Raw genomic sequence first — 21,137 nt, forward strand, 5'->3', positions numbered from 1 at the left:
GGCGACCGCGCACGGCGAGTCGGCGGGGGTTCGCCCCCCGGCCACCCAATGGCCACTCCCCGGTCGCGTCGCCCTGTGACGGTCGGAGAAGTTGGCTATACAACTTTGCCGAGGAGAGAGACATGACCCCCCTGACCGCCTTCCCGGTCGACGAGCTGCCCGCGATGTGGCTGCGCGACAACTGCCCCTGCACGGACTGCCGCGACCCGCGGTCGGGCCAGAAGCTCTTCCAGATCGGCGCCCTGCCCGACGGGCTGCGGGTCGAGACGGCGACCGACGTCACCGGCGACGCCGCCGGGCCCGCGGTCGAGGTCGTCTGGGCGCCCGACGGTCACCGGTCCGCCTACCCCGTGGCCTGGCTCGCCGCCCACCGGCCCGGCGGCACCTCGTACGGGGACCGGCGCACCGAGCACGGCAAGGAGCTGTGGCGGGCCCGCGATCTGTCCGGCCGGCTGCCCGAGGCGGACTGGGACGCCTACCTGGGCGAACCGGGGTTGCGCGCACGCCTGCTGGAGTCCGTCCTGCGGCTCGGCTTCATGCTGCTGCACCGGGTGCCGGAGCGCGAGGGGCAGGTGCTCGCCGTGGCGGAGACCTTCGGCTTCGTCCGCGAGACCAACTACGGCAAGCTCTTCGACGTCCGCGTCGAGCCCGACCCGAACAACCTCGCCTTCACCTCGGTCGCCATCACGCCGCACACCGACAACCCGTACCGCGACCCCGTCCCGACGATCCAGCTGCTGCACTGCCTGGTCAACGACGCGGAGGGCGGTGACTCCGGCCTCGTCGACGGCTTCGCCGCGGCCGCGATGCTGCGCCGCGAGGACCCGGAGGCGTTCGCCGTCCTCAGCCGGACGCCCGTGCCGTTCGTCTTCCGCGACGCGGGGACCGAGCTGCGCGCCGACCGCCCCCTGATCGGCACGGACGCCCTCGGCCGGGTGCGGGAGGTGCGCTTCAACAACCGCTCCATCGGCGCCCTGCGGCTTCCGGCCGCCGAGCTCGAGGCCTTCTACGCGGCGTACCGGACCTTCGCGGAGCTGCTGCTCCGACCGGAACTGCAGCTGGACCTGCGCCTTTCGCCCGGCGACTGCCTGGTGTTCGACAACACCCGTCTGCTGCACGCCCGTACCGCCTTCGCCGCGGACGGGGCACGTCACCTGCAGGGCTGCTACGCCGACCTCGACGGCCTCGCCGGCAGCCTGGCCGTGCTGCGGCGCGCGGACACCCTGGAGCCGCTGGCCGAGTTGTTCGCCGGCGCGGGATCGGCGGAGTACCTGGGCGAGTCGGTCTCCATGGCCCAGCACATGCTGCAGGCGGGCGCCCGGGCCGAGGCCGCCGGCGCCGCGCCGCACCTGGTGGCGGCTGCGATGCTGCACGACGTCGGGCACTTCGCGGGCGAGGTCACCGGGCAGGACCTGATGGACGGCACCGACAACCGGCACAGCCACACCGGCGCCGACCTGCTGGCCCGGTGGTTCGGACCGGAGGTCACCGAGCCGGTGCGGCTGCACGTCGCCGCCAAGCGCTACCTGTGCGCGGTCGAACCGGGGTACCACGACCGGCTGTCGGAGGCGTCCAAGCACACGCTGGCCGTCCAGGGCGGCCCGATGGCGCCGGAGCAGGCGGCCGCCTTCGCCGCGCTGCCGGGCGCGGCCGACGCGGTCGCCGTCCGCCGCTGGGACGAGGCCGCGAAGGACCCCGACGCGTTCACCCCGCCGTTCGAGCACTTCGTCCCTCTGCTCGCCGCGCTGGTGCGCGGCTAGACCGCGGGGCCGGTGGGCCGGGTGCGGGTCCGCGGGGGCTGAGCGCGCAGTTCCCCGCTCCCCTACGGGGCACGACGGCGGACGCCCCTTCCGGGGCCGGGCCCGTGGGCCGGGTGCGGGTCGGCGGGGGCTGAGCGCGCAGTTCCCCGCTCCCCTTCAGGGCCCGACGGCAGACGCCCCTCGCGGGGCCGGGCCCGTGGGTCGCGTACGGGTCCGCGCGGGCTGAGCGCGCAGTTCCCCGCGCCCCTACGGGGCCCCACGGCAGACGCCCCTCGCGGGGCCGGGGCGGCGGGGGGCGATCAGGCCTTCTCGGTGCGCGGGCTGTGCTGGCGGCCCAGGGTCGAGGCGGCCACCGAGTTGTGCACCGTGAACGCGATGGTGCCGGGCAGGTAGCGGTCCTCCGACCACTCCACCGGCGCGCCCGCCGGATCGGTCGTGCGGCGCCGTTCGCGCAGCAGGACCTGGCCGGTCGGGCACTGCAGGAGCCGGACGTCGTCCTCGTCGGCCCATGCGATGTCGATGGTGTGGTCGGCGTCCGTGAAGAGCACCCCGTGACCCACCAGGGCCTCGGTGTGCGACACGACGTCGGGCGCCAGCTCGGCCACCAGGGCGCCCACTCGGGCGGGGTAGACGGACCGTTCGACCATCACCGGTTCTCCGGACAGGGTCCGCACCCGCAGCACGAGGTAGACCTCCGCCCCCGCTTCCAGGCCCAGTTGCGCGGCCTCCTCGGGCTCGGCCGGGCGCCGCACGACCCGGTCGACCCGGCCGCCCGGCGTCTCGCCGAGGGAACGCGCCCAGTTGGTGAAGCTCAGCAGTTCGGAGAAGCTCTGCGACCGCGGGCCGCCGAGCACCGTGCGCGGGGTGCCGCGCCGGGAGGTGACCAGGCCGTCCGAGCGCAGTACGGCCAGCGCGTGCCGCACCGTGCCGCGGGAGACCCCGTAGCGCTCGGCCAGCGTGCCCTCGGGGGGCAGCTTGGCGCCGGAGGCGTACTCACCGGTGATGATCGCCGCGCGGAGCTCGGCGGCGACCCTCCGGTACCGCAGGTCGCTGTCGCCGCCGCCGTGGTCCTCACGCAACGTGTCTCCCGGCCGGTCTCGTGTCCACCGGACCGGCAGTGCGGCCGGCCACGGACCGACCCTATCCGGCCGGACCCGCGGCTCCGGGCCCAGGTGGGGCGTGCCGCGGGGCCGGTCCGGGGCGACCGCCCCGGACGGGCCCCCTGCGGAGTCGCGTCACACGGCGTGGACGGTGCCCGCGTACCGCTGGACGAAGCGGGTGCCGGTGCCCGCGGTGACGGTCACGTCGTACCGGCCCTCGTCGGTGCGCCACTTCACGGTGTCGTTGTGGCCGGCCCGGACCCAGACGGTCTCCTCCTCGCCGGAGAAGTCGTTGGGCGTGACGGTGAAGGCCACGTCGGAGCCGCCCTCGTTGCGCAGCTCCAGCTCGACCGTGGTGTGCCCCGGGTCGTCGGCGCGGCGCAGGGTCGCGGCGACGAGCGGCGCGGCCACGTCGTCCTGGCCGTCGCGGACGACGATCCCCGCGAAGCGGCGGACGAAGCCGTCGGCGCCGTGCACGGAGAAGTCGTAGCGGCCGTCGGTGGCCGCCGCGTCCCACACATAGGTGCGGGACGAGTGCGGCTGGACCGTGAACGGGGTGCCGACGCGCGGCAGGGCGACGTTGGGCAGCACGGTGAAGTGGTAACCCACGGTGCCGTCGTTGGTCAGCGTGCAGGTGACCTTGCCGGTGGCCCGGTCGACGGTGACGTCGGCCCACGGCAGGTAGGGCAGCGGGCGGTGCGGACGCTCGCCCTCCTCCTGCACCGGCATGGCCTGCGCGGTGGGGATCTTGACGCCGGGCAGGGAGTTGCCGGCGTCCGCCTTCGCCATCAGCGCGACGGTGTCCGGCAGGGCCGGGATGCTGTAGTCGGGCTTGGTGAAGTCGAAGGCGCTGGTGAGGTCGCCGCAGACGGTGCGCCGCCACTCGGAGATGTTGGGCTCCCGCACACCGGTCACGCGCTCCAGGAATTGCACCACCGACGTGTGGTCGAAGACCTGGGAGTTGACCCAGCCGCCGCGCGACCAGGGCGAGACGACCCACAGCGGCACCCGGCTGCCCAGGCCGATCGGCTTGCCGTTCGCGAACTCGTCCTTGGTGCCCGGCTCGGGCATCGGCGGGATGACGTGGTCGAAGTAGCCGTCGTTCTCGTCGTACATGACCAGGAAGACGGTGTGCTTCCAGACCTCGGGGTTGGAGAACAGCGACTGGAGCGCGGTGTCGACCCAGTGGGCGCCGTAGTCGGGGCCGGCCGACGGGTGCTCACTGAACAGGTAGGGCGCCACCAGCCAGGAGACGGTGGGCAGGGTGCCGTCCTTGCAGTGCTTGTCGAACGCCGTGGGGTCGAACTTGGTCATGGCGTTGATGTAGCGCGGGTCGTCCTTGGGGAACGCGTGGAACTGCCTGAAGTACGACAGCGCGTTGTCGTCGTAGTCGCCGTAGCGGTCGTCGGAGCCGTCCGGGTTGTGGTAGACACGCCAGCTGACGCCGGCCTCTTCCAGCCGCTCCGCGTACGTCGTCCAGTCGGCCACCGGGTTGCCGGTGACCGGGGTGTTGTCGGTCCACGGGCCCGTGGTGCCGTCGACGCCGGGGCCGGCGGTGCCGGTCCACAGGTAGAGGCGGTTGGGGTCGGTGGGGCCGTTCAAGGAGCAGAAGTAGCCGTCGCAGAGGGTGAAGGCGTCGGCGAGGGCGTACTGGTAGGGGATGTCCTCGCGGTTGAAGTAGCCCATGGTGCGCTCGCCCTTGGCGGAGACCCACTTGTCCATGGAGCCGTTGTTGACGGCGGAGTGGCCGGTGTCCCAGTCGTGCGGGAGGCCGCCCGCGTTCTGGGCGTTGTACTTGGTGGTGTCCATCCGGAAGGGCAGCAGGTAGCCCTCGGAGCGGCTGCGGTCCGGCTGGCGGAACACGGAGTCGCCGTTGGGGAGCACGACGGCCTGGCGGTCGCCGAAGCCCCGCACACCGCCCAGCGTGCCGAAGTAGTGGTCGAAGCTGCGGTTCTCCTGCATCAGGATGACGACGTGCTTGACGTCGGCGATGCTGCCGTCCCGGTCGTCGTGGCTCGCGGCCTCGGCCGTGCCGGGCAGTCCGACGGCTGCGGCGGCAGCCCCGGCGGCGGCGGTGCCGATGAAGGCGCGGCGGCTGAACTGGGTCATGGGGTGGTCCTTCGGTTCGTTCGGGTCAGCCGCGGGCGGACAGCGAGAAGGTGACGACGGCGGCGGCGTGGTCGGAGGGCCAGCCGTTGGCGGCCGTGCCGGGCACGGGCCGGGGCCAGCCGGTGACGAGGCTGTGCGCCTCGACGACGCGGAGCGGGCCCGCGTACTGGACCTGGTCGACGCGGTCCTGCGGCTCGGCTCCGGTGCCGCCGTCGCGCTGCGGCCTGACGGGGGACCATGTGGTGCCGGGCACGGCGACGGGGTCGGAGTGGACGGCGCGGAAGGCGTCGACGAGTCCGGCCTGCTCCAGGGTCCCGGTGACGGGCCAGCGCAGGCGGCCCACTCCCCCGTGCTGGTCGGCCGTCCTGGCTGTCCAGTCCAGGTGGGAGGGCGAGGCGAGGCCGGCCGCGAGGACGACCGGGCCGCGGGAGGCGATGTCGGCCCGCATCGCGGCCGCCAGCGCGGTGACCTGCCGGTAGCGGAGCGTCTGCTCCTCCGCCGTCTCGACCTGGGCCGCGGAGCGGCCCGCGAGCAGCGCGTACGGCCCGTAGTCCGCCTCGTCCAGCTGGGCGGTCCACAGCCGCACCGCGGGACCGCCGGGCGGCCGCAGCGTGGCGGCGGCCGCCGGCAGGTCCGCGGTGGGGGCGACGACGTCGGTGAGCGGGTAGCGGCTGACGATGCCGAGACCGCCGGCCTGGTGGACGTCCCAGCCGAGCGCCCGGGCCAGGTCGCCGGCCGCGGTGCCGCCGGACTCCTGGAGGGCGACGACGTCGAGGCCCTGGGTGAGCACCAGGCCCAGCAGCTTCTCCGCGAAGCCGTCGACGTGGGTGCCGCCGTCCCAGAGGTTCAGCGAGGCGACCTTGAGCGGGATGCGGTCGCGGTCGTCGCGGACCGGCACCTGGACGGTGATCGTGTCCGTGCCCGCCGCGCTGTCGGTGACGGAGACGACCAGGCGCCCGGGGTTCTTGGGCGTGTTGGCGGGCGCCTTGCCGCTGACGGTGCCGTCCGCGGCCACCGACAGCCAGCTGTCGCCGCCGGCGCTCTTGAACGTCGCGCTGCCGGCCGGGTTGCCCTCGGGCCGGACCCACAGGCCCGCCAGCGGCACGGAGAACTCGGCGCCCTCCAGCTGCGGGGCGGCCGTGAGGGCGTCCACCACCGCGTGCGGGCGCGGGATGACGGGGCGGGGCAGGAAGCTGAACGGCGCGGTCTTGGCGAGGATGCCGTAGCCGTCCTTCGCCAGCAGGTAGCCCGTGTACGGACCGCCGGTCAGGCCCGAGGTGTTGATCGTGATGTCGCCGGAGGCGGCCGGCGTGTACTCCCACGCCAGCGACGAGCCGGTGCCGGGCTGCCGGTCGCCGTCGTAGACGCCGACCCAGTTCGTCGCGTTGGGCGCGTCGGTCGTCCAGTGGAAGACGACCTGGTCGCCCTCGTACGGGTTGGCGGTCTTGAGGGTGATCGAGTCGCCGGTGGGTGCGCCGGCGAAGCTGAACGGCGCGCTCTGGGCGAGGATGCCGTAGCCGTCCTTGGCCAGGAGGTAGACGGTGTACGGCCCGCCGCTGAGGCCGGAGGTGTCGAGCGTCGCCGTGCCGGAGGCACCGGGGACGTACGTCCACACCAGGGAGCCGCTGCCGCTCGCCGGCTTGCGGTCGCCGTCGTACACGCCGATCCAGTTCTTCGGGTCGGGGGAGTCCGTCGTCCAGGTGAAGCTCAGCTTGTCGCCCCGCTGCGGGGACGTCGTGGAGCTGAGCGCGATGGTGCTCCCGGACGCTGCGTCACGAGTGAGAGGTGGCACGGTGATGGGTCCTCTCCGCCCGGGCACCGCCGCGACGGACCCGGGTGAGCAAAGTTGTCTATATAACTTCGCTCTAGCAAGCCGTCCCGTGGCGACGTCCCGGTGAACGCGGGATTGCCGCCGACCGGGCGGCAAACGGAATTCTCGCTCCGTGCGGCGCGAGCGCCGACGAGCGCGAGAAGCGGTGAAACACCAGGCCAACGGCGACTGTCGGGCGGAGGTGAGGCTCGCCGGGGGTGCGCGGGCGGGCGGCACGCACGCCCGCGCGACGCGCCGCCCGGTCGCGGAAGGTGCGCGCGGCCGCGAGGGGAACTGTGCGCAGCCGGGCCCGCGACGATCGGGGCGCCCCGGGGCCGGCCGTTCGCGAACCGCGTCAGGCCCGCCCGTGTGGACTCGCCCGGCGCGCGCTCCGGGGTCACCGGCATCCGCGGGTCCCGTTCGTATGATCGCCAGGCTCAGGACGACGTCGGCACCGAGGCGGTCGGGACGTGACACAGGCGGGAATCGACTACGCGGCGGTCTTCCGGGGCCTGCCCAGCGCGGTGGCGCTCCTGACCCCGCAGCTGTTGTTCCTCGACGCCAACGAGGAATACCTGTCCCTGTCGGGCCGTCCGGCCACGGAGGTCATCGGGCACTTCCTCTTCGACGTGTTCCCCGACAACCCCGCCCACCGGGGGGCGTCCGGTATGCGCAACCTCGGAGCGTCCCTGCGGCGCGTCGCGTCGACCGGCGAACGGGACGCCATGGCGCTGCAGCGGTACGACGTCGAGGACCCCGAGCACCCCGGTCAGTGGGAGGAGCGCTACTGGAGCCCGGTCAACACGCCGGTGTTCGGCGACGACGGGCACGTGGCGCTGGTGGTGCACCGGGTGGAGGAGGTCACCGAGCTCATCCGCGCCCGGGGCCGCCCCGACCAGGACCGCGCCAGGGTGCTGGAGGCCGAGCTGTACGGCAGGGCCCGCGAACTCCAGGAGGTCAACGAGCGGCTGCGGCGCGCCCACGCCCGGGAGCGCGAGGTGGCGCTCGCCCTCCAGGCGGCGATGCTGCCCGCCCCGCAACCGCTGGGGCAGCACCGCGTGGCGGTGCGCTACCGGCCGGCCACGGGCGCGCTCAACGTGTGCGGCGACTGGTACGACCTGGTGGAGCTGCCCGGCGAGGGCGACCGGATCGGTGTCTCGGTCGGTGACGTCGTGGGGCACGGCCTGCCCGCGGCGTGCGTCATGGGGCAGTTGCGCAGCGCGCTGAGCGCGGCCTCACGGGTCGCGGACGGCCCGGCCGGCGCCCTGGAGGTCCTGGGGCTGTACGCCCGCTCGGTGCCCGGGGCCGAGTCGACGACGGCGGTGAACACCTTCGTCGACTGGGGCGAGCGGACCATCACCTACAGCAGTGCCGGACATCCGCCGCCGGTCCTGCTGCACGCCGACGGCACGGTGGACTTCCTCGACCAGGCCACCGACCCGCCGCTGGGCGTCCGTCCTCACCATGTGAGCAGGCCGCAGGCCGTCGTCCGGTTCAACACGGACGACACGCTCGTGCTCTACACCGACGGCCTGGTCGAGCGGCGCGGCGAGGACATCGACGCCGGTCTCGCCCGGCTCGCCGACGTCCTCGCCCGGCACCGCGGCGCGGGACCGGAGCGGCTCGCCGACGCGGCGCTCGGCGAGTTGCTGCCGCCCGGCGGGATCACCGACGACACGGCGCTGGTGGTCGTGCGCCTCTGAACGGTGCGAGGACGGCGACGGGCCGTCAGCTGAAGCCGACGACGGCATGCGGCCGGTAGGGCTCCTCCAGGGCCTTCAGCTCCGCCTCGTCCAACCGCAGGTCGAGCGAGCCGACGGCGTCGAGCAGGTGCTGCTCCTTGCCGACCCCCACGATGGGGGCGGTCACCCCCGGCTGCCGCAGCAGCCAGGCCAGGGCGACCTGGGCCCGCGGCACGCCGCGCCGGGCGGCGATGGCGGCCACCGCGTCGACGACGACGCGGTCCTGCTCGGGGTAGAGGCTCCGGCCGAACTCGTCGGTCTCCTGACGGGCGCTGCCGGCGTCCCAGTCCCGGGTGAGGCGGCCGCGGGCCAGCGGACTCCACGGCGTCACGCCGACGCCCTGGTCGGCGCAGAGCGGCAGCATCTCGCGCTCCTCCTCGCGGTAGAGGAGGTTGTAGTGGTTCTGCATGCTGACGTACTTCGTCCAGCCGCCCAGCTCCGCGGTGTGCTGGGCCTTGGCGAACTGCCAGGCGTACATGGAGGACGCGCCGATGTAGCGCGCCTTGCCCGCCTTGACCACGTCGTGGAGGGCCTCCATGGTCTCCTCGACCGGGGTGTCGTAGTCCCAGCGGTGCGTGATGTAGAGGTCCACGTAGTCGGTGCCGAGGCGGCGCAGGCTCGCGTCGATCTCGGAGTGGATCGCCTTGCGCGACAGGCCCGCGCCGTTGGGACCGGGGCGCATGCGGCCGTGCACCTTGGTGGCCAGGACGATGTCGTCGCGGTTCGCGTGCTCGGCCAGCACCCGCCCCACGATCTCCTCGCTCGTGCCGTCGGAGTAGACGTTGGCGGTGTCGAAGAAGGTGACGCCGGCGTCGAGGGCGGCGCGGATCAGCGGGCGCGCGGCGTCCTCGTCGAGCGTCCAGGGGTGGTTGCCGCGCTCCGGCACGCCGTAGCTCATGCAGCCGAGACAGATGCGCGAGACGTCCAGACCGGTGGAGCCGAGTTTCGTGTACTGCACGTTCCTACCTACCTCCGCGGATGGGTTCTTCGGGGCGTGCGCCGGCAGAGCACCTGCCCGTCCTCTCGCCCGGCACAGCACCTCGGATCATGCCCCTCGCCCGGACCGGCATCCCCGGCGAGGGCGGGCCGCCGCGGCGTCACGGGGTCGCGGGGCCGTGCACGGCGGTCACCGACAGGACGGTGACGCCGGTCGCGGCGCAGCCCACCAGCGTGTCGTCCGGCAGGAAGAGCGCGTCGCGCTCGTCGGGCGGGTAGACGCGCAGACCCCGGGCCTTCTCCGGCGCGCACGTCTTCACATCGTAGTTCCCGGCCTGGGCGATGCGCAGCAGGGCCTCCGCGGAGCCGCCCCGCGGCAGCACGACGGCCGCTCCGGGACTTCCCGCGCGCTCGGCCGGTTCGCCGATCTGCCGGCCCGAGGCGCCGCCGACCAGGGAGACCCCGGGAAAGCCGCGCAGGGTGCAGGGGCCCGGTCCGGAGTTGACGAAGACCAGCGCGCGCTCCACCGAGCCCGCTGCGCCCTCGGACCCGCCGAAGGCGATCTTGAGCTGTGCGGACCGGCATGCGGTGACCTCGGACACCGGAGCGGAAGCGGGTGCGGACGGCCGCACCACGGGCGACCGGGTGCTGGCGGACGGCACGGGTGCGGCGGTCGTCGGGTCGCCGCTCTCCGAGGGAAGGACGCTCGCCGGCGGAGCGGCGGGCCGCACGCCCGGGTCGCCGCCGCCGCTGCCGCTGCCGGGCAGGGGCACCAGGAACACCGCGGCCGCCAGGCATCCGCTCAGGGCGGTGCCGAACGCGACCGCCCGCCGGCGCCGCGCGGACCGGGCCCGGCGGCGGACGGCGGTGAAGGCACCGGGCGGCGGGGCCAGCAGGACGACGGGCTGCCGGAACGCCTCGGCGATCTCGCTCGGCACGTCCTGCGCGCGCCCGGCGCCGGCCTCGGCGGGGTCACCCGGGTCAGACGGTCGTTTCATGAAGCCCCCTGAGAGAGGCCCGCAGGTGCTGCCGGGCTGCGTGCAGATCGCTCTTGACCGTGCCGGGGCGGCGGTGCAGCGCCGCCGCTATGTCGTTCACGGACAGGTCGGCGTAGTAGTGCAGGAGTACCGGGACGCGCAGCCGCCTGGGCAGGGCCTCCACCAGGGCGCGGATCTCGGTGCCGTGGTCGGCGGCCGGGGCGTGGTCCACCGCCACGGCCTCCAGCTGCCGTACGGCGTCCTTCTCCCGCTCCTGCCGGCGCCAGTGGTCCTTCACGAGGTTCGCCGCGATGGAGAAGAGGTACGGTGCCGGTTCGCGGACCGTCGCCCACCGCGACCACAGCCGTGTGAACGACTCGGCCGCGATCTCGTGCGCGATGGCGTCGCTGTCCACGAGCCTGCGGCACCAGCCGGCCAGGCGCGGATAGAAGGACTCGAAGAACTCCTCCGCCTCCGCTGCGCTGCTCACACCGAATCCGCCATTCCTGTCTCGCTCCCCCGACCCGCGCGACGGCACCGCGCCCGTCAGACGGTGACGACGCTCTTCCAGCCGCCGACGGGCCGCTCCCCCACATTAAGCCGTTGCATATTGCGCACGACCGTGGGGTGCTGTGCCTCCAGCCAGTCGCAGAACTGGCGGAACGAGACCATGCGGACGTCGTCCTTCCGGGCCATCTCGCCGATCACCTGCTCCACGGCGTCCATGTAGATGCCGCCGTTCCACTGCTCGAAGTGGTTGCCGATGAAGAACGGGGCGCGGTTGCCGTTGTAGGCGCGCTCGAAGCCGGCCAGGTAGGCGCCGCGGGCCTGGTCGCGCCAGGCGGGACGGCGCGCGGGGTCGCCCTGGGTGGTGCCGGACTGGTTGGCGAGCATGTTGTAGTCCATGGAGAGCACCTCGAAGCTGTGCCCGGGGAACGGTACGGACTGCAGCGGGAAGTCCCAGATGCCGAGCTTGCGGCGCGGCCAGACCTGGAGCCCGCCCGGCGAGCTGGCGTCGTACCGCCAGCCCAGGGAGGCCGCGGTGGACAGCAGGTTGAACTGGCCCATCAGGCAGGGTGTGCGGCCGCCGACGAGTTCCTTGGTGTAGTCGAAGGGCAGCGGGTCCAGGTCCTGGAAGCCGGTGTTGGTCCGCCACTCCTGCACGAAGCGGGTGGCCTGCTCGATCTCGCTGCGCCACTGCGCGGGCGACCAGCGCTTCACCGAACCCCAGCCACCGCAGAAGTGGCCGTTGAAGTGGGTGCCTATCTCATGCCCCTCGAGCCATGCCGCCCTCAACTGCTGCAGCGTCAGCCGTATGTGGGCGTCCGTCAGGTAGCCGATGTCGGAGGCGCCGACCGGGTTGCGGGGCGGGTCGTACAGGTGCTTCTTGGACTCGGGCAGCAGGTACAGACCGGAGAGGAAGAACGTCATGGCCGCGCCCGCCTCCTCGGCGATCTTCCGGAAGCGGGCGAAGAGACCGTTGTCCAGTTCGCCGGCACCGTCCCAGGAGATCACGACGAACTGCGGCGGCCGCTCGCCCTTCTCCAGCCGGTGGACCTCCGGCTGCCGCGGCTGGGCACCGGTCAGCGAGGTCGAGCCGTCGCCTATCAGCCGCGGCCGCTCGATGCTGGGCGGCTCGTCGCGCGGCGGCGCCGAGGACGGCGGCGGGGAGGGCTCCGAGGAGGACCGTGCCGGAGACGGGTTGCCGTGCGCGAAGGCCTCACCGCCCGCACCGCGGTACAGCGCGTAGCCGCCGGCCGACAGCAGGCCCCCGGCACCGAGTCCCATGAACAGCCTGCGAGGCAGCCGGGACGGTTCCCCGTGCGGACGACGTGACGCGCTCACTTTGACTCACTCACTGTTGACGGCGGATCACCCGGAGCCGTCGCGTCCTCACGACGGCACTGGTATAGAGACCGGCGCGGCGCCCTTGGTTGTCACGGAACGGTAAAGGCAGCCCGGACCGGCCTCCGCCCCGGGCGCGGGCGGCGCCTCCGGCAGTCGCCGGACGGCCGCTTCCGGCGCCGGCGACAGACCTTCCCGGGCCCGGGTCCGCGTTCCGGAGACCACCGGGATCGAGGGTCCGCGGTTCCGGGTGGAAATGCCGCCGCAGAGTCAGCCGGTGATCACACCCACCGCGATACCGAGCGTCGCGGTGTTGTAGACGAACGACAGAATGCTGTGCGAGAGAATGCGGGTCCGGATCGTGGAACTCTGCGTCTCCACGTCGGAAACGGAGAACGTGGTGCCGAGCGTGAAGGAGAAATAGGCGAAGTCCGCGAAATTCGGGCGCTTGGTGTTGGGGAATGCCAGCACCTCGTCCGGCAGGGTGGCGTAGTACACCTGCGCATAACGCTCCGCATAGCCGAAGTGGAGGATCGCCCAGGCGAGCAGGACAGCGGGGACACCGACGAGCTTGGAATACAGATCGGACAGGCCGTGCCCCTTGTCGATGACGATCATCACCCCCGCGACGATGCCGATGAGGCTGGTGAAGACCGTGAAGACCAGGCCGGACCGCCGGCCGAGCATCCCCTTGAGCCAGTCGGCGCTGTCACTGTCGACGTAGCGCCTGCTCTTCCTGAGACGGGATATCCGGGTCGCCAGGTACACGAGGGCCAGAACGTCCCAGAGCCCGATGTACGTCCTGGTGTGGGTGTCGAGGACAACAATGGCGACGCCGAGGAGGATGAGTGCGGCCTCGGTCATTCTGGACATGGCGAGCAGGATTTTGCTGAACATCGTTCCTTCTTCGGGGAATCCCGGTCCGGCTTTCGCGCGGGACGGGCGAATGCCGGCGGCAATGGCACCGCGACTGTAGCCCACCTCTCCCCTCGCACGGACCACAGGAAAGCATCAACCCGATACGTAGGCAGCCAAATCACACCGGAAGTGGGACCCCAGTCCGGATAGGGGCGGCGGAAAACCGGGGGAAGCAGTCGGCGACCGGCGGGGTTGTTCCCAGTACGGGGCACGCGGCCCCGCGGACACCGGTGGCGGAGGGAGCGGTCCATGAACACATCGCCACTCGACCTTTCCGGACGGCGGGTCCTCGTCACGGGGGCCGGCAGCGGGATCGGGCGCGCACTGGCCCTGGAACTCGCCGTGCGACGCTGCTCCTTGGTGCTCGCCGGACGGCGCGCCGCGCCACTGGAGGAGACCGCCCGACTCGTCACCGGGCGCGGCGGGACGGCCCGTGCCGTGATCCACGACCTCACGTCGGAGAGGGGGCCCGAGCAGGCGGTCGAGGACGCCGTGCGCATCCTGGGCGGCCTGGACGTGCTGGTCAACAACGCGGGAAACGTACGGGCCGGGGCACTGGACGAGGACATCGCGGCCGCGGACATCCACGCGATGGTCGGACTGAACCTCCTCGCTCCGATCCTCGCGACCCGGGCCGCGCTGCCGCATCTGCGCGCGGCCGGCGCCGCACACGGTCACGCGGTGGTGCTCGGCATCGCGTCCGGCGCGGCACTGGTGGGCATGCCGTACTACAGCGTGTACGCGGCGACGAAGGCGGGCCTGGCCCGTTTCGACGAGGCGTTGCGCAGGGAGCTGTGGGGCAGCGGCGTCCACGTCGCGACCGCGTACCCCGGGGGGACGCAGACGCCGATGATGGAGTCCTCCCGGGCGGGCGCCGACCTGGGGTACGGGCGGCGGCCGGTCGAGGAGGTCGTCAGGGAGATCGTCGCGGGCGTGGAGGCGGGTGAGGTGGACATCAACACCCAGCGTCCCGAACGCCGTGAGCTGCAGCGGCTCAACACCGCCGATCCCCTCGCGGTCGACGCGGCGCTGGCTCCCTCACTGGCGGCGATGCGCGAGGCGGTACGCGGCCACCGCAGCATCTGAGCCCGCGCCGGGCCCGTTCAGCCCGTGGCGCGCAGCCAGTCGCGCGCCGAGCGCGGGGTGACCAGCCGTACGACGCGCAGCGGTGCGAAGCGACGGTCGAGGGACCGCCGTTCGATCTCCGCGCGCCGGGCCGCGTGCTGGGACCACGCCCACCGCACAGGGTGGTCGGCACGGAACCAGGAGGACACCGTCTCCACGTTCCCGCCGAAGATCCGCTCGCGCAGCACGGTCCTCCGCAGCGACCTGCGCAGGATCCGCGGCATGACGACCGATCGGGGGTAGTCGAGCCAGACCACGGTGTCGGCATGCGTCCACACCAGGTCCCTGACCTCCGGGTAGCCGAAGGAGTCGAAGACCCACCGGGGACCGGCCGCGATCTCCGCCACCCGGTCGCGGAACGCCGGATCGGCGGCCCATCCGGGTCCGGTGAACTTCAGGGAGTCCATCTCGTGGAACGGCAGGTCCAGGCGCGCGGCAAGCACACGGGCCATGGTGGTCTTGCCCGCACCGCTGATGCCGACGACCAGGACGCGTCTCATCCGGCCAGGTTATCCCCGCCGTTGCCGCCGCCGGTCAGCGCCCCGGCCGCCGTACCGCCGCGCGGCGGCACACCACCGACCACGTGGCGCGGGCGGGCGGCGCACCGGCCGGCAGCCATCGCGTCCCCGAGGCGAAGGCCACCGTGCGCGCGCCCACCAGGTGGCACCAGACGGCCGTCTCGGTGAAGCCGCCGTGGACGGTCTCCTCGTAGTACCAGCCGGCGGTGACGCGGCGGTCCTCGGTGAGGAAGGGCTGCTGCAGGTACCGCTGCACCGCGGGTGGCAGGTTGCCGAGGAAGTCCCGTGCCTCCTGCGTCAGTTCGGGTTCGGCAGGCGCGGCTGGCTCCGGTACGGGACCGTGCGCCGCGCCGTCCGGGCGGTGCCGGGACAACAGCGAGGCGGCGGCGCCGGTGGCGCTGTTCCGGGCGGAGGGCACGCCGGCGCCGCCGGAACCTCCGGGACTGCCGCGGAAGGCCTGCTCGTGGAAGGACGCGGGGTCGAGAAGGAGCGTACGGACGCGGTACCCGGTTCCGCCGCGCCGCCCGGCCACCCGTTCGGCGACGCGGAAGGCGAACCGGCCGAACGTCACGGCCTCGTCCCCGGTCCCCGTGAGCCGGGTGGCCCACCACTCCAGCAGCGCACCACTGTCGTGCTCCAACTGCTGCCGCACCTCGGGCGGGAGCATCGCCCAGCACTGGTGCCGGTCCGGCATCGCGGTGGTCGGCATGCCGCCCGCAGCGTGGACCCGGCCCTCGACGGCCGGCGGGGTGCGCGACGCTCCTCCGGCGTTGCGCGTCGTCCGCCCCGCACCCGGCTCGCCCGGCACCGGCGTTCCCCCCACGGCCCACCGCCTTCCCAATGATGCCCGTCGTATTCTAGGGCGCGGACCGGTGCCCGCGACTGTGCGTACCGAGCTCGATTCCCCTACAGCAGCGGCGCCTTGGGCTCAGTACAGCACCTTGAGCGCACCGGGCCGGATCCGCGCGGTGACCGGGAGGACGGCGTCGACCTCGCCGTCCGCGCCGTAGGGGACGTCCCGGTCGGCCTCGATGCGGATCTCCCTGCCCCGGACGATCTCGACCTCGGGCCGGTGCACATGGGCGCCGGTCTTGAGTTCGTTCATCAGGGCGAAGAAGAGGCGGCGCGGCGCGTCGTGGATCATGACGACGTCGAGCAGCCCGTCGTCCACGCGGGCGCCGGGCGCGATCGCGCGACCGGAGCCGTAGTAGCCGGAGTTGGCGGCCACGACCGTGTAGCCGCGGCGCTCGTGCGGCACCCCGTCGACGGTGACGCGGTAGGCGGCCGCGCGCCAGCCGGCGACCGCGCGCAGTCCGCCGGCGTAGTACGAGGCCGCGCCGCTCAGCAGCCGGGAGGCGTTGGCGTGGCGGTTGGCGAGGGCGTCGACGCCCGCGTAGACGCTGCCCAGCACCACCGTCCGGTGGTGGACCGCGGAGTCGATCTCGATGGTGTCGACCGGGCGGGGGTCCCGGTGGAGCAGAACGCGGGCGAGTTCGTCCGGCCCCGAGGGAAGGCCGAGGGCACGGGCGAAGTCGTTGCCGCGGCCGGCGGGCACCAGGCCGAGCACGCCGGCCGTGCCGCTGAGGGCGCCGCCGATCCCGCCCACGATGCCGTCCCCGCCGACGGCGAGCACGACGCGGCCCGACGCGCCCGCGCGGCGGGCGAGTTCCCGGGCGTGGGGCAGGCTTGTGCTGTACTCCGTCTCCAGCTCCGCACCGGCCTCGCGCAGCAGCCGGGCGAGCGGAAGCAGGGCGGCGGCCCCGGTGGACCCCCCGGCGGTGGGGTTGACGACGGCCGTGAACTGTCGCATGCGCGTGCCTCCGGGACGGGAGTGGGCCTCAGCGGACGGGGAGGAGGATGCCGGGGTTCAGCAGGCCTGCCGGGTCGAGCGCGTCCTTCACGGCCCGCAGCGCGGCGATGCCCAGCGGGCCGGCCTCGCGGACGTACCAGTCGCGGTGGTCGGCGCCCACGCCGTGGTGGTGGCTGATGGTGCCGCCCGCGGCGATGATCGCCTCGTTCGCGGCGGTCTTGGCCGGGGCCCAGTGGGCGACGGGGTCCTCGCCCTGCGCGGACACGACCGTGAAGTAGAGCGAGGCGCCGTTCTCGTAGACATGCGAGATGTGGCACATCACCAGGGGCGGCGTGCCGGCGCCCGCGAGGGTGGCGGTCAGCGCGTGGCGCACCGAGTCGTACAGCTCCGGCAGGCGCGACCAGAACGTCGCGGTCTCCAGGGTCTCGGCGAAGGCGCCCGCGTCCAGCAGGGCGTCCCGCAGATAAGGGGCGGAGTAGCGGCCGTGGGCCCAGCGCTGCCCGGGTTCCTCTCCGAGGTACTCGCCGCCGCAGTCGCGCAGCACCGCCGCGGCCCGTGCGCGGCGGTAGGCGGTGTCCTCCTCGGTGCCCTCGTAGCCGGTGACGGCGACGCAGCCGGCCGCCGAGGGGCCGTCGGAGGCACCGATGGCGTCGGGCTGGGCCAGGCCGATCATCGTCTCCGTCTCGTCGGACAGCCGCAGCACCGTGGGCCGCGGGCCGTCCTGGGCGAGCCGGCGCAGCGCGGCCGCGCCCTCGGCGAACCCGGGGAAGCGCCAGCCCTCGTAGACCGTGACCCGCGGGACCGGGCGGATGCGCACGGTGACAGAGGTGATGACGCCGAGCGCGCCCTCGGAGCCGAGGACCAGCTGACGCAGGTCCGGGCCGGCGGCGGAGCGCGGCGCGCGGCCGGCGTCCAGGGTGCCGCGCGGGGTGGCGACGGTCAGGCCCAGCACCATCTCGTCGAAGCGGCCGTATCCGGCGGACGCCTGGCCGCTGGAGCGCGCGGCGGCGAAGCCGCCGATGGTGGCCCACTCGTAGGACTGCGGGAAGTGGCCGAGGGTGAAGCCCTGTTCGGCCAGCAGCGCCTCCGCGTCGGGGGCGCGCAGGCCGGGCTGCAGGATCGCGGTCCGCGACACCGGGTCCAGGGACAGCATCCGGTCCATGCGGCGCAGGTCGAGGGCGACGAAGGGGCGGCCGCCCTGCGGGGCCAGCCCGCCGACGACGGAGGTGCCGCCGCCGAACGGCACGACGGTCAGGTCGTGTTCCGCGCACACGGCCAGCACCGTCAGCACCTCGTCGTGGCCGGCGGGCAGCACGACGGCGGCGGGGAGATCGGCGACGACGTCGCCGGCCCGGATGCGCAGCAGGTCGGGGGTGGACTTGCCGCGGGTGTGCCGGATCCGGCTCTCCGCGTCGGTACGGACGTACGACGTGCCGCCGACGGCGTCGGCGAGCGCGTCACGGGCCTCGTCGCCGAGCGGGCTCTCGGGGACCTCGATCCCGTCCAGGCCGGCCGGGGCGGCTTCGCGGGGCGTGACCCCGAGGAGATCGCGCAGCAGGCCGATCACGGTGTCGGGCAGTGGGGCCGCCTTGGCCGGGTCGCCCCAGCCGCTCCACAACATGTCCACGTCGTCGTCCTCACCGGTCGGGGCAGGGATGCGGGCTCCTGCGGGGCTCACAGGCGTTACACTGTGACACATGACGCCTATTCGTCACAACACTCGGACAGCGGCGGATCCGGTGCTCGACGCGGTCCGCGACTGCGTCCTGGCCGTCGGCGTCCGCCGCACGACCCTCACCGACGTGGCCCGCCGCGCCGGCGTCTCCCGCATGACCCTGTACCGGCGCTGGCCCGATGTCCGTACCCTGGTCGGGGACCTGATGACCCGTGAATGGGTGAGCGTGGCGACGGACGCGATGCCGCGGCACACCGAGGACCGCGACATCCGGACGCAGCTGGTCGACGGACTGGTGGACGGCGTCCGCACCTTCCGGGCGCACCCGCTCTTCGTCAAGATCGTCGACGTCGATCCCGAACTGCTGCTCCCCTATGTACTCGACCGCCGCGGCGCCAGCCAGGACGCGGTGCTGCGACTGGTCACCACCGCGCTGGAGGCGGGCCACGCCGACGGCTCCGTCCGACGCGCCCACCCCGCCCGGCAGGCGCGGGCCGTGCTGCTGCTCGTGCAGTCGTTCACGCTCTCGCTGCGCACGATGACCGACGAGGACGACCCCGACCTGAACTCGGCCGCGTTCCTCCAGGAACTGCGGCTCATGCTGGAGAGGACCCTGACGCCATGAGCCCCACGAGCAGCCCGGCCGCCTCCGCTTCGCACGCCCCGTCCACCCCGTCCGCCCCGCTCGCGTCGTCGCTGTCCGCGGTCCGCCGCGCTCGCGAACTGGGCGAACTCGCGGACAGCGGCGTCACCGTCGACGTCCTCGTCGTCGGCCTCGGCGCCACCGGCGCGGGGGCCGCCCTCGACGCCGCCTCGCGCGGCCTGTCGGTCGCCGCCGTCGACGCCCACGACCTCGCCTTCGGCACCTCGCGCTGGAGCTCCAAGCTGATCCACGGCGGTCTGCGCTACCTCGCCTCCGGCCAGTTGGACGTCGCGCACGAGAGCGCCGTCGAACGCGGCGTGCTGATGGAGCGCACCGCCCCCCACCTGGTCAGGGCCCTGCCCTTCGTGCTCCCGCTCACCCCGCTGGTCTCGCGCGGCCAGGCGGCCCTGGCCTGGACCGGTTTCCGGGCCGGCGACGCGCTGCGGCTGGCCGCCCGCACCTCCCGCGCCACGCTGCCGGCCCCGCGCCGGCTCTCCGCCGTGGAGACGCGGCACCTCGCCCCCGCGCTGCGCCCGTCCGGGCTGCGCGGCGGCCTGCTGTCCTGGGACGGTCAACTCACCGACGACGCGCGTCTGGTGACGGCGATCGCCCGCACCGCCGCCGCGCACGGCGCACGGGTCCTGACCCGGGTCCGCGCGGTCGCGCTCACCGGCTCCGGCGCCCTGATACGCGACGAACTCACCGGCGCGGAGACCGAGATCCGCGCCCGCGCCGTGGTCAACGCCGCCGGGGTGTGGGCGGGCGGACTGGTGGACGGCATCCGCCTGCGGCCCTCGCGCGGCACCCACCTCGTCCTGCGCGCGGAGCCGCTGGGCGACCTCCCCGCGGGCCTGCACATCCCGATCCCCGGCGAGTCCAACCGCTTTGTGCTCGTGCTGCCGCAGGGCGACGGCCGGGTCTACGTCGGCCTGACCGACGAGCCGGTCGACGGCGACATCCCCGACGTGCCGGAGGTCCCCGAGACCGACATCGGCTTCCTCCTCGACGTGCTCGGCACCGCGCTGGACGCCACGGTGGGACGCGAGGACGTCGTCGGCGCCTTCGCCGGACTGCGGCCGCTCCTGGACACCACGGCCGACGGCGCCGAGCACACGTCCGACATCTCCCGCAAGCACGCGGTCCTGACCTCGGGCGACGGTGTCGTCACCGTGGTCGGCGGCAAACTGACCACCTACCGGCGGATGGCGCAGGACGCGGTCGACGCCGCGGTGTCCGCCCGCGGCCTCGGCGCCGGGCCGTCCCGCACGGCCTCCCTGCCGTTGGTCGGCGCCGCCCCGGCCGCGGAGCTGACCGATCTGGCGGCGCCGCGCCGCCTGGTGCGGCGGTACGGCGCCGAGGCCCCGGCGGTCCACGCCCTCGGCGCCGCGGAACCGGCGCTGCGCGAGCCCGTCGTGCCGGGACATCCCGTGACCCGCGCCGAACTCCTGTGGGCGGTACGCCACGAGGGCGCCCTCGACGCCGCCGACCTCCTCGACCGGCGCACCCGCATCGGACTGGTCCCCGCGGACCGCGCGGAGGCCGTCAAGGCGGCGGAGGAGGCACTGGCCCGCGCGGCCGGGGCGTGACGCGGCGGGACCGGCCCGCGTCCGGACGGCACGCCCTCGGGCCGGCAGGGGGATTCCGGCCCGGAACACGTGCGCGCTTCCGCCGCAACTCGACCGGGAACGGAGCGTGTTTGCGGACCGGCTTCCGGGGCACCCGAACATCGCGGTGAACGGTGCAGTCGGGTGCCGGACCCCTCTCCGGCCGGCATCCGGCTGTGCGCCCGCATTCTCCGGTCGCCCCTTTCAGGCAGCCGCACAGTCATGCATTCGTCCCCAGGAGGCACACGTGGTTCCCCTTTTGCTGGTCCTGCTTCTGGCCGTTGTTCTCTTCGGGGCCGGATTCGCTCTCAAGGCCCTGTGGTGGGTCGCCCTGGTCATCCTGGTGCTCTGGCTGCTGGGCTTCGTCATGCGCGGCACCTCCTCGGGAGGCGGCAGGTCGCGCTGGTACCGGTGGTGACCTCCCACTGACTCCTGCGGACGGGGGGGGGCCCCCGGCGCCCCCCCCCCCCCCCCGCCCCCCCCGGGGCCCCCCGGCCCCCCCCCCGCCCCCCGGCCCCGCCGGGCCCCCCCGCGCCGGGGGGCGCGGGGCGGCCCCCCACCGCTC

18 protein-coding genes are annotated in these 21,137 nt (G+C 73.9%); 6 read left to right on the forward strand and 12 right to left on the reverse strand.

The window, feature by feature from the left end; all coding sequences use genetic code 11:
* The first annotated feature begins 122 nt into the window (after positions 1 to 122).
* Complete coding sequence (locus ACIP98_RS27525; RefSeq protein ID WP_401978457.1) at positions 123 to 1,760, forward strand: phosphonate degradation HD-domain oxygenase; 1,638 nt, start codon at positions 123 to 125, stop codon at positions 1,758 to 1,760.
* A gap of 299 nt (positions 1,761 to 2,059) precedes the next feature.
* Here the strand turns inward: ACIP98_RS27525 and ACIP98_RS27530 are convergent, their stop codons facing one another.
* The 3 genes from ACIP98_RS27530 to ACIP98_RS27540 all read right to left on the reverse strand — a co-directional run bounded on the left by ACIP98_RS27530 (position 2,060) and on the right by ACIP98_RS27540 (position 6,761).
* Entirely contained in the window at positions 2,060 to 2,839 is a 780-nt protein-coding gene (locus ACIP98_RS27530) for a GntR family transcriptional regulator (RefSeq protein WP_319663991.1), read from the reverse strand.
* Positions 2,840 to 2,995: 156 nt separating this feature from the next.
* Entirely contained in the window at positions 2,996 to 4,969 is a 1,974-nt protein-coding gene (locus ACIP98_RS27535) for a phosphocholine-specific phospholipase C (RefSeq protein WP_401978459.1), read from the reverse strand.
* Between the two features lie 25 nt (positions 4,970 to 4,994).
* Positions 4,995 to 6,761 (reverse strand): hypothetical protein, encoded by a 1,767-nt coding sequence (locus ACIP98_RS27540; protein ID WP_401978461.1) that lies wholly within the window; start codon positions 6,759 to 6,761, stop codon positions 4,995 to 4,997.
* 488 nt (positions 6,762 to 7,249) lie between these two features.
* Between ACIP98_RS27540 and ACIP98_RS27545 the strand changes: the two genes are divergently transcribed.
* Positions 7,250 to 8,482, forward strand: a complete 1,233-nt coding sequence (locus tag ACIP98_RS27545) for a PP2C family protein-serine/threonine phosphatase (RefSeq protein ID WP_401978462.1) — start codon at positions 7,250 to 7,252, stop codon at positions 8,480 to 8,482.
* A 25-nt stretch (positions 8,483 to 8,507) separates the two neighbouring features.
* Here ACIP98_RS27545 and ACIP98_RS27550 read toward each other — a convergent pair whose 3' ends face one another.
* From ACIP98_RS27550 to ACIP98_RS27570, 5 genes are all read right to left on the reverse strand, one after another.
* The gene (locus ACIP98_RS27550; protein WP_319663996.1) at positions 8,508 to 9,479 is read right to left on the reverse strand and encodes an aldo/keto reductase; all 972 of its coding nucleotides are present in this window, start codon (positions 9,477 to 9,479) and stop codon (positions 8,508 to 8,510) included.
* A 139-nt stretch (positions 9,480 to 9,618) separates the two neighbouring features.
* On the reverse strand, positions 9,619 to 10,455 hold the full coding sequence (locus ACIP98_RS27555) for a DUF4232 domain-containing protein (RefSeq protein WP_319663997.1): 837 nt from the start codon (positions 10,453 to 10,455) through the stop codon (positions 9,619 to 9,621).
* Positions 10,439 to 10,924 (reverse strand): RNA polymerase sigma factor, encoded by a 486-nt coding sequence (locus ACIP98_RS27560; protein ID WP_319663998.1) that lies wholly within the window; start codon positions 10,922 to 10,924, stop codon positions 10,439 to 10,441. Before ACIP98_RS27560 ends, ACIP98_RS27555 begins: the two co-directional genes overlap by 17 nt.
* Positions 10,925 to 10,980: 56 nt before the next feature.
* Positions 10,981 to 12,222, reverse strand: a complete 1,242-nt coding sequence (locus tag ACIP98_RS27565; RefSeq protein WP_319663999.1) for a hypothetical protein — start codon at positions 12,220 to 12,222, stop codon at positions 10,981 to 10,983.
* A gap of 327 nt (positions 12,223 to 12,549) precedes the next feature.
* Positions 12,550 to 13,176, reverse strand: a complete 627-nt coding sequence (locus ACIP98_RS27570; RefSeq protein ID WP_401978464.1) for a DUF1345 domain-containing protein — start codon at positions 13,174 to 13,176, stop codon at positions 12,550 to 12,552.
* 270 nt (positions 13,177 to 13,446) lie between these two features.
* Here ACIP98_RS27570 and ACIP98_RS27575 point away from each other — a divergent pair, with 270 nt between their 5' ends.
* Complete coding sequence (locus tag ACIP98_RS27575; protein ID WP_401978466.1) at positions 13,447 to 14,283, forward strand: SDR family NAD(P)-dependent oxidoreductase; 837 nt, start codon at positions 13,447 to 13,449, stop codon at positions 14,281 to 14,283.
* 17 nt (positions 14,284 to 14,300) lie between these two features.
* On the opposite strand, the gene ACIP98_RS27580 is transcribed toward ACIP98_RS27575, so the two are convergent.
* The 4 genes from ACIP98_RS27580 to ACIP98_RS27595 all read right to left on the reverse strand — a co-directional run bounded on the left by ACIP98_RS27580 (position 14,301) and on the right by ACIP98_RS27595 (position 18,277).
* Positions 14,301 to 14,822, reverse strand: a complete 522-nt coding sequence (locus tag ACIP98_RS27580) for an AAA family ATPase (protein ID WP_401978468.1) — start codon at positions 14,820 to 14,822, stop codon at positions 14,301 to 14,303.
* A gap of 34 nt (positions 14,823 to 14,856) precedes the next feature.
* Positions 14,857 to 15,663, reverse strand: coding sequence for a hypothetical protein (locus ACIP98_RS27585; protein WP_401978470.1), 807 nt, complete (start codon positions 15,661 to 15,663; stop codon positions 14,857 to 14,859).
* Between the two features lie 105 nt (positions 15,664 to 15,768).
* The gene (locus ACIP98_RS27590; RefSeq protein ID WP_319664004.1) at positions 15,769 to 16,650 is read right to left on the reverse strand and encodes a diacylglycerol kinase family protein; all 882 of its coding nucleotides are present in this window, start codon (positions 16,648 to 16,650) and stop codon (positions 15,769 to 15,771) included.
* A 28-nt stretch (positions 16,651 to 16,678) separates the two neighbouring features.
* A complete protein-coding gene (locus ACIP98_RS27595; RefSeq protein ID WP_401978477.1) occupies positions 16,679 to 18,277 on the reverse strand; it encodes an FAD-binding oxidoreductase in 1,599 nt (532 codons plus the stop codon).
* A 70-nt stretch (positions 18,278 to 18,347) separates the two neighbouring features.
* Between ACIP98_RS27595 and ACIP98_RS27600 the strand changes: the two genes are divergently transcribed.
* The 3 genes from ACIP98_RS27600 to ACIP98_RS27610 all read left to right on the forward strand — a co-directional run bounded on the left by ACIP98_RS27600 (position 18,348) and on the right by ACIP98_RS27610 (position 20,990).
* Positions 18,348 to 18,950: a TetR/AcrR family transcriptional regulator gene (locus ACIP98_RS27600; RefSeq protein WP_319664005.1), complete on the forward strand. Its 603-nt coding sequence runs from the start codon at positions 18,348 to 18,350 to the stop codon at positions 18,948 to 18,950.
* The gene (locus tag ACIP98_RS27605; RefSeq protein WP_401978472.1) at positions 18,947 to 20,554 is read left to right on the forward strand and encodes a glycerol-3-phosphate dehydrogenase/oxidase; all 1,608 of its coding nucleotides are present in this window, start codon (positions 18,947 to 18,949) and stop codon (positions 20,552 to 20,554) included. The genes ACIP98_RS27600 and ACIP98_RS27605 overlap by 4 nt, the downstream gene beginning before the upstream one ends.
* A gap of 265 nt (positions 20,555 to 20,819) precedes the next feature.
* Complete coding sequence (locus ACIP98_RS27610) at positions 20,820 to 20,990, forward strand: hydrophobic protein (RefSeq protein ID WP_319664007.1); 171 nt, start codon at positions 20,820 to 20,822, stop codon at positions 20,988 to 20,990.
* Positions 20,991 to 21,137: the final 147 nt, after the last annotated feature.

Source organism: Streptomyces sp. NPDC088354 (assembly GCF_044753585.1).
In the GTDB taxonomy this organism is placed as follows: domain Bacteria; phylum Actinomycetota; class Actinomycetes; order Streptomycetales; family Streptomycetaceae; genus Actinacidiphila.

What these genes read in the sequence shown, in the direction of transcription:
- ACIP98_RS27525 (WP_401978457.1), top strand. Translation starts at nt 123, where the DNA reads ATGACCCCCCTGACCGCCTTCCCGGTCGACGAGCTGCCCGCGATGTGG.
- ACIP98_RS27535 (WP_401978459.1), bottom strand. Translation starts at nt 4,969, where the DNA reads ATGACCCAGTTCAGCCGCCGCGCCTTCATCGGCACCGCCGCCGCCGGG.
- ACIP98_RS27555 (WP_319663997.1), bottom strand. Translation starts at nt 10,455, where the DNA reads ATGAAACGACCGTCTGACCCGGGTGACCCCGCCGAGGCCGGCGCCGGG.
- ACIP98_RS27565 (WP_319663999.1), bottom strand. Translation starts at nt 12,222, where the DNA reads ATGGGACTCGGTGCCGGGGGCCTGCTGTCGGCCGGCGGCTACGCGCTG.
- ACIP98_RS27570 (WP_401978464.1), bottom strand. Translation starts at nt 13,176, where the DNA reads ATGTTCAGCAAAATCCTGCTCGCCATGTCCAGAATGACCGAGGCCGCA.
- ACIP98_RS27575 (WP_401978466.1), top strand. Translation starts at nt 13,447, where the DNA reads ATGAACACATCGCCACTCGACCTTTCCGGACGGCGGGTCCTCGTCACG.
- ACIP98_RS27580 (WP_401978468.1), bottom strand. Translation starts at nt 14,822, where the DNA reads ATGAGACGCGTCCTGGTCGTCGGCATCAGCGGTGCGGGCAAGACCACC.
- ACIP98_RS27590 (WP_319664004.1), bottom strand. Translation starts at nt 16,650, where the DNA reads ATGCGACAGTTCACGGCCGTCGTCAACCCCACCGCCGGGGGGTCCACC.
- ACIP98_RS27600 (WP_319664005.1), top strand. Translation starts at nt 18,348, where the DNA reads ATGACGCCTATTCGTCACAACACTCGGACAGCGGCGGATCCGGTGCTC.
- ACIP98_RS27605 (WP_401978472.1), top strand. Translation starts at nt 18,947, where the DNA reads ATGAGCCCCACGAGCAGCCCGGCCGCCTCCGCTTCGCACGCCCCGTCC.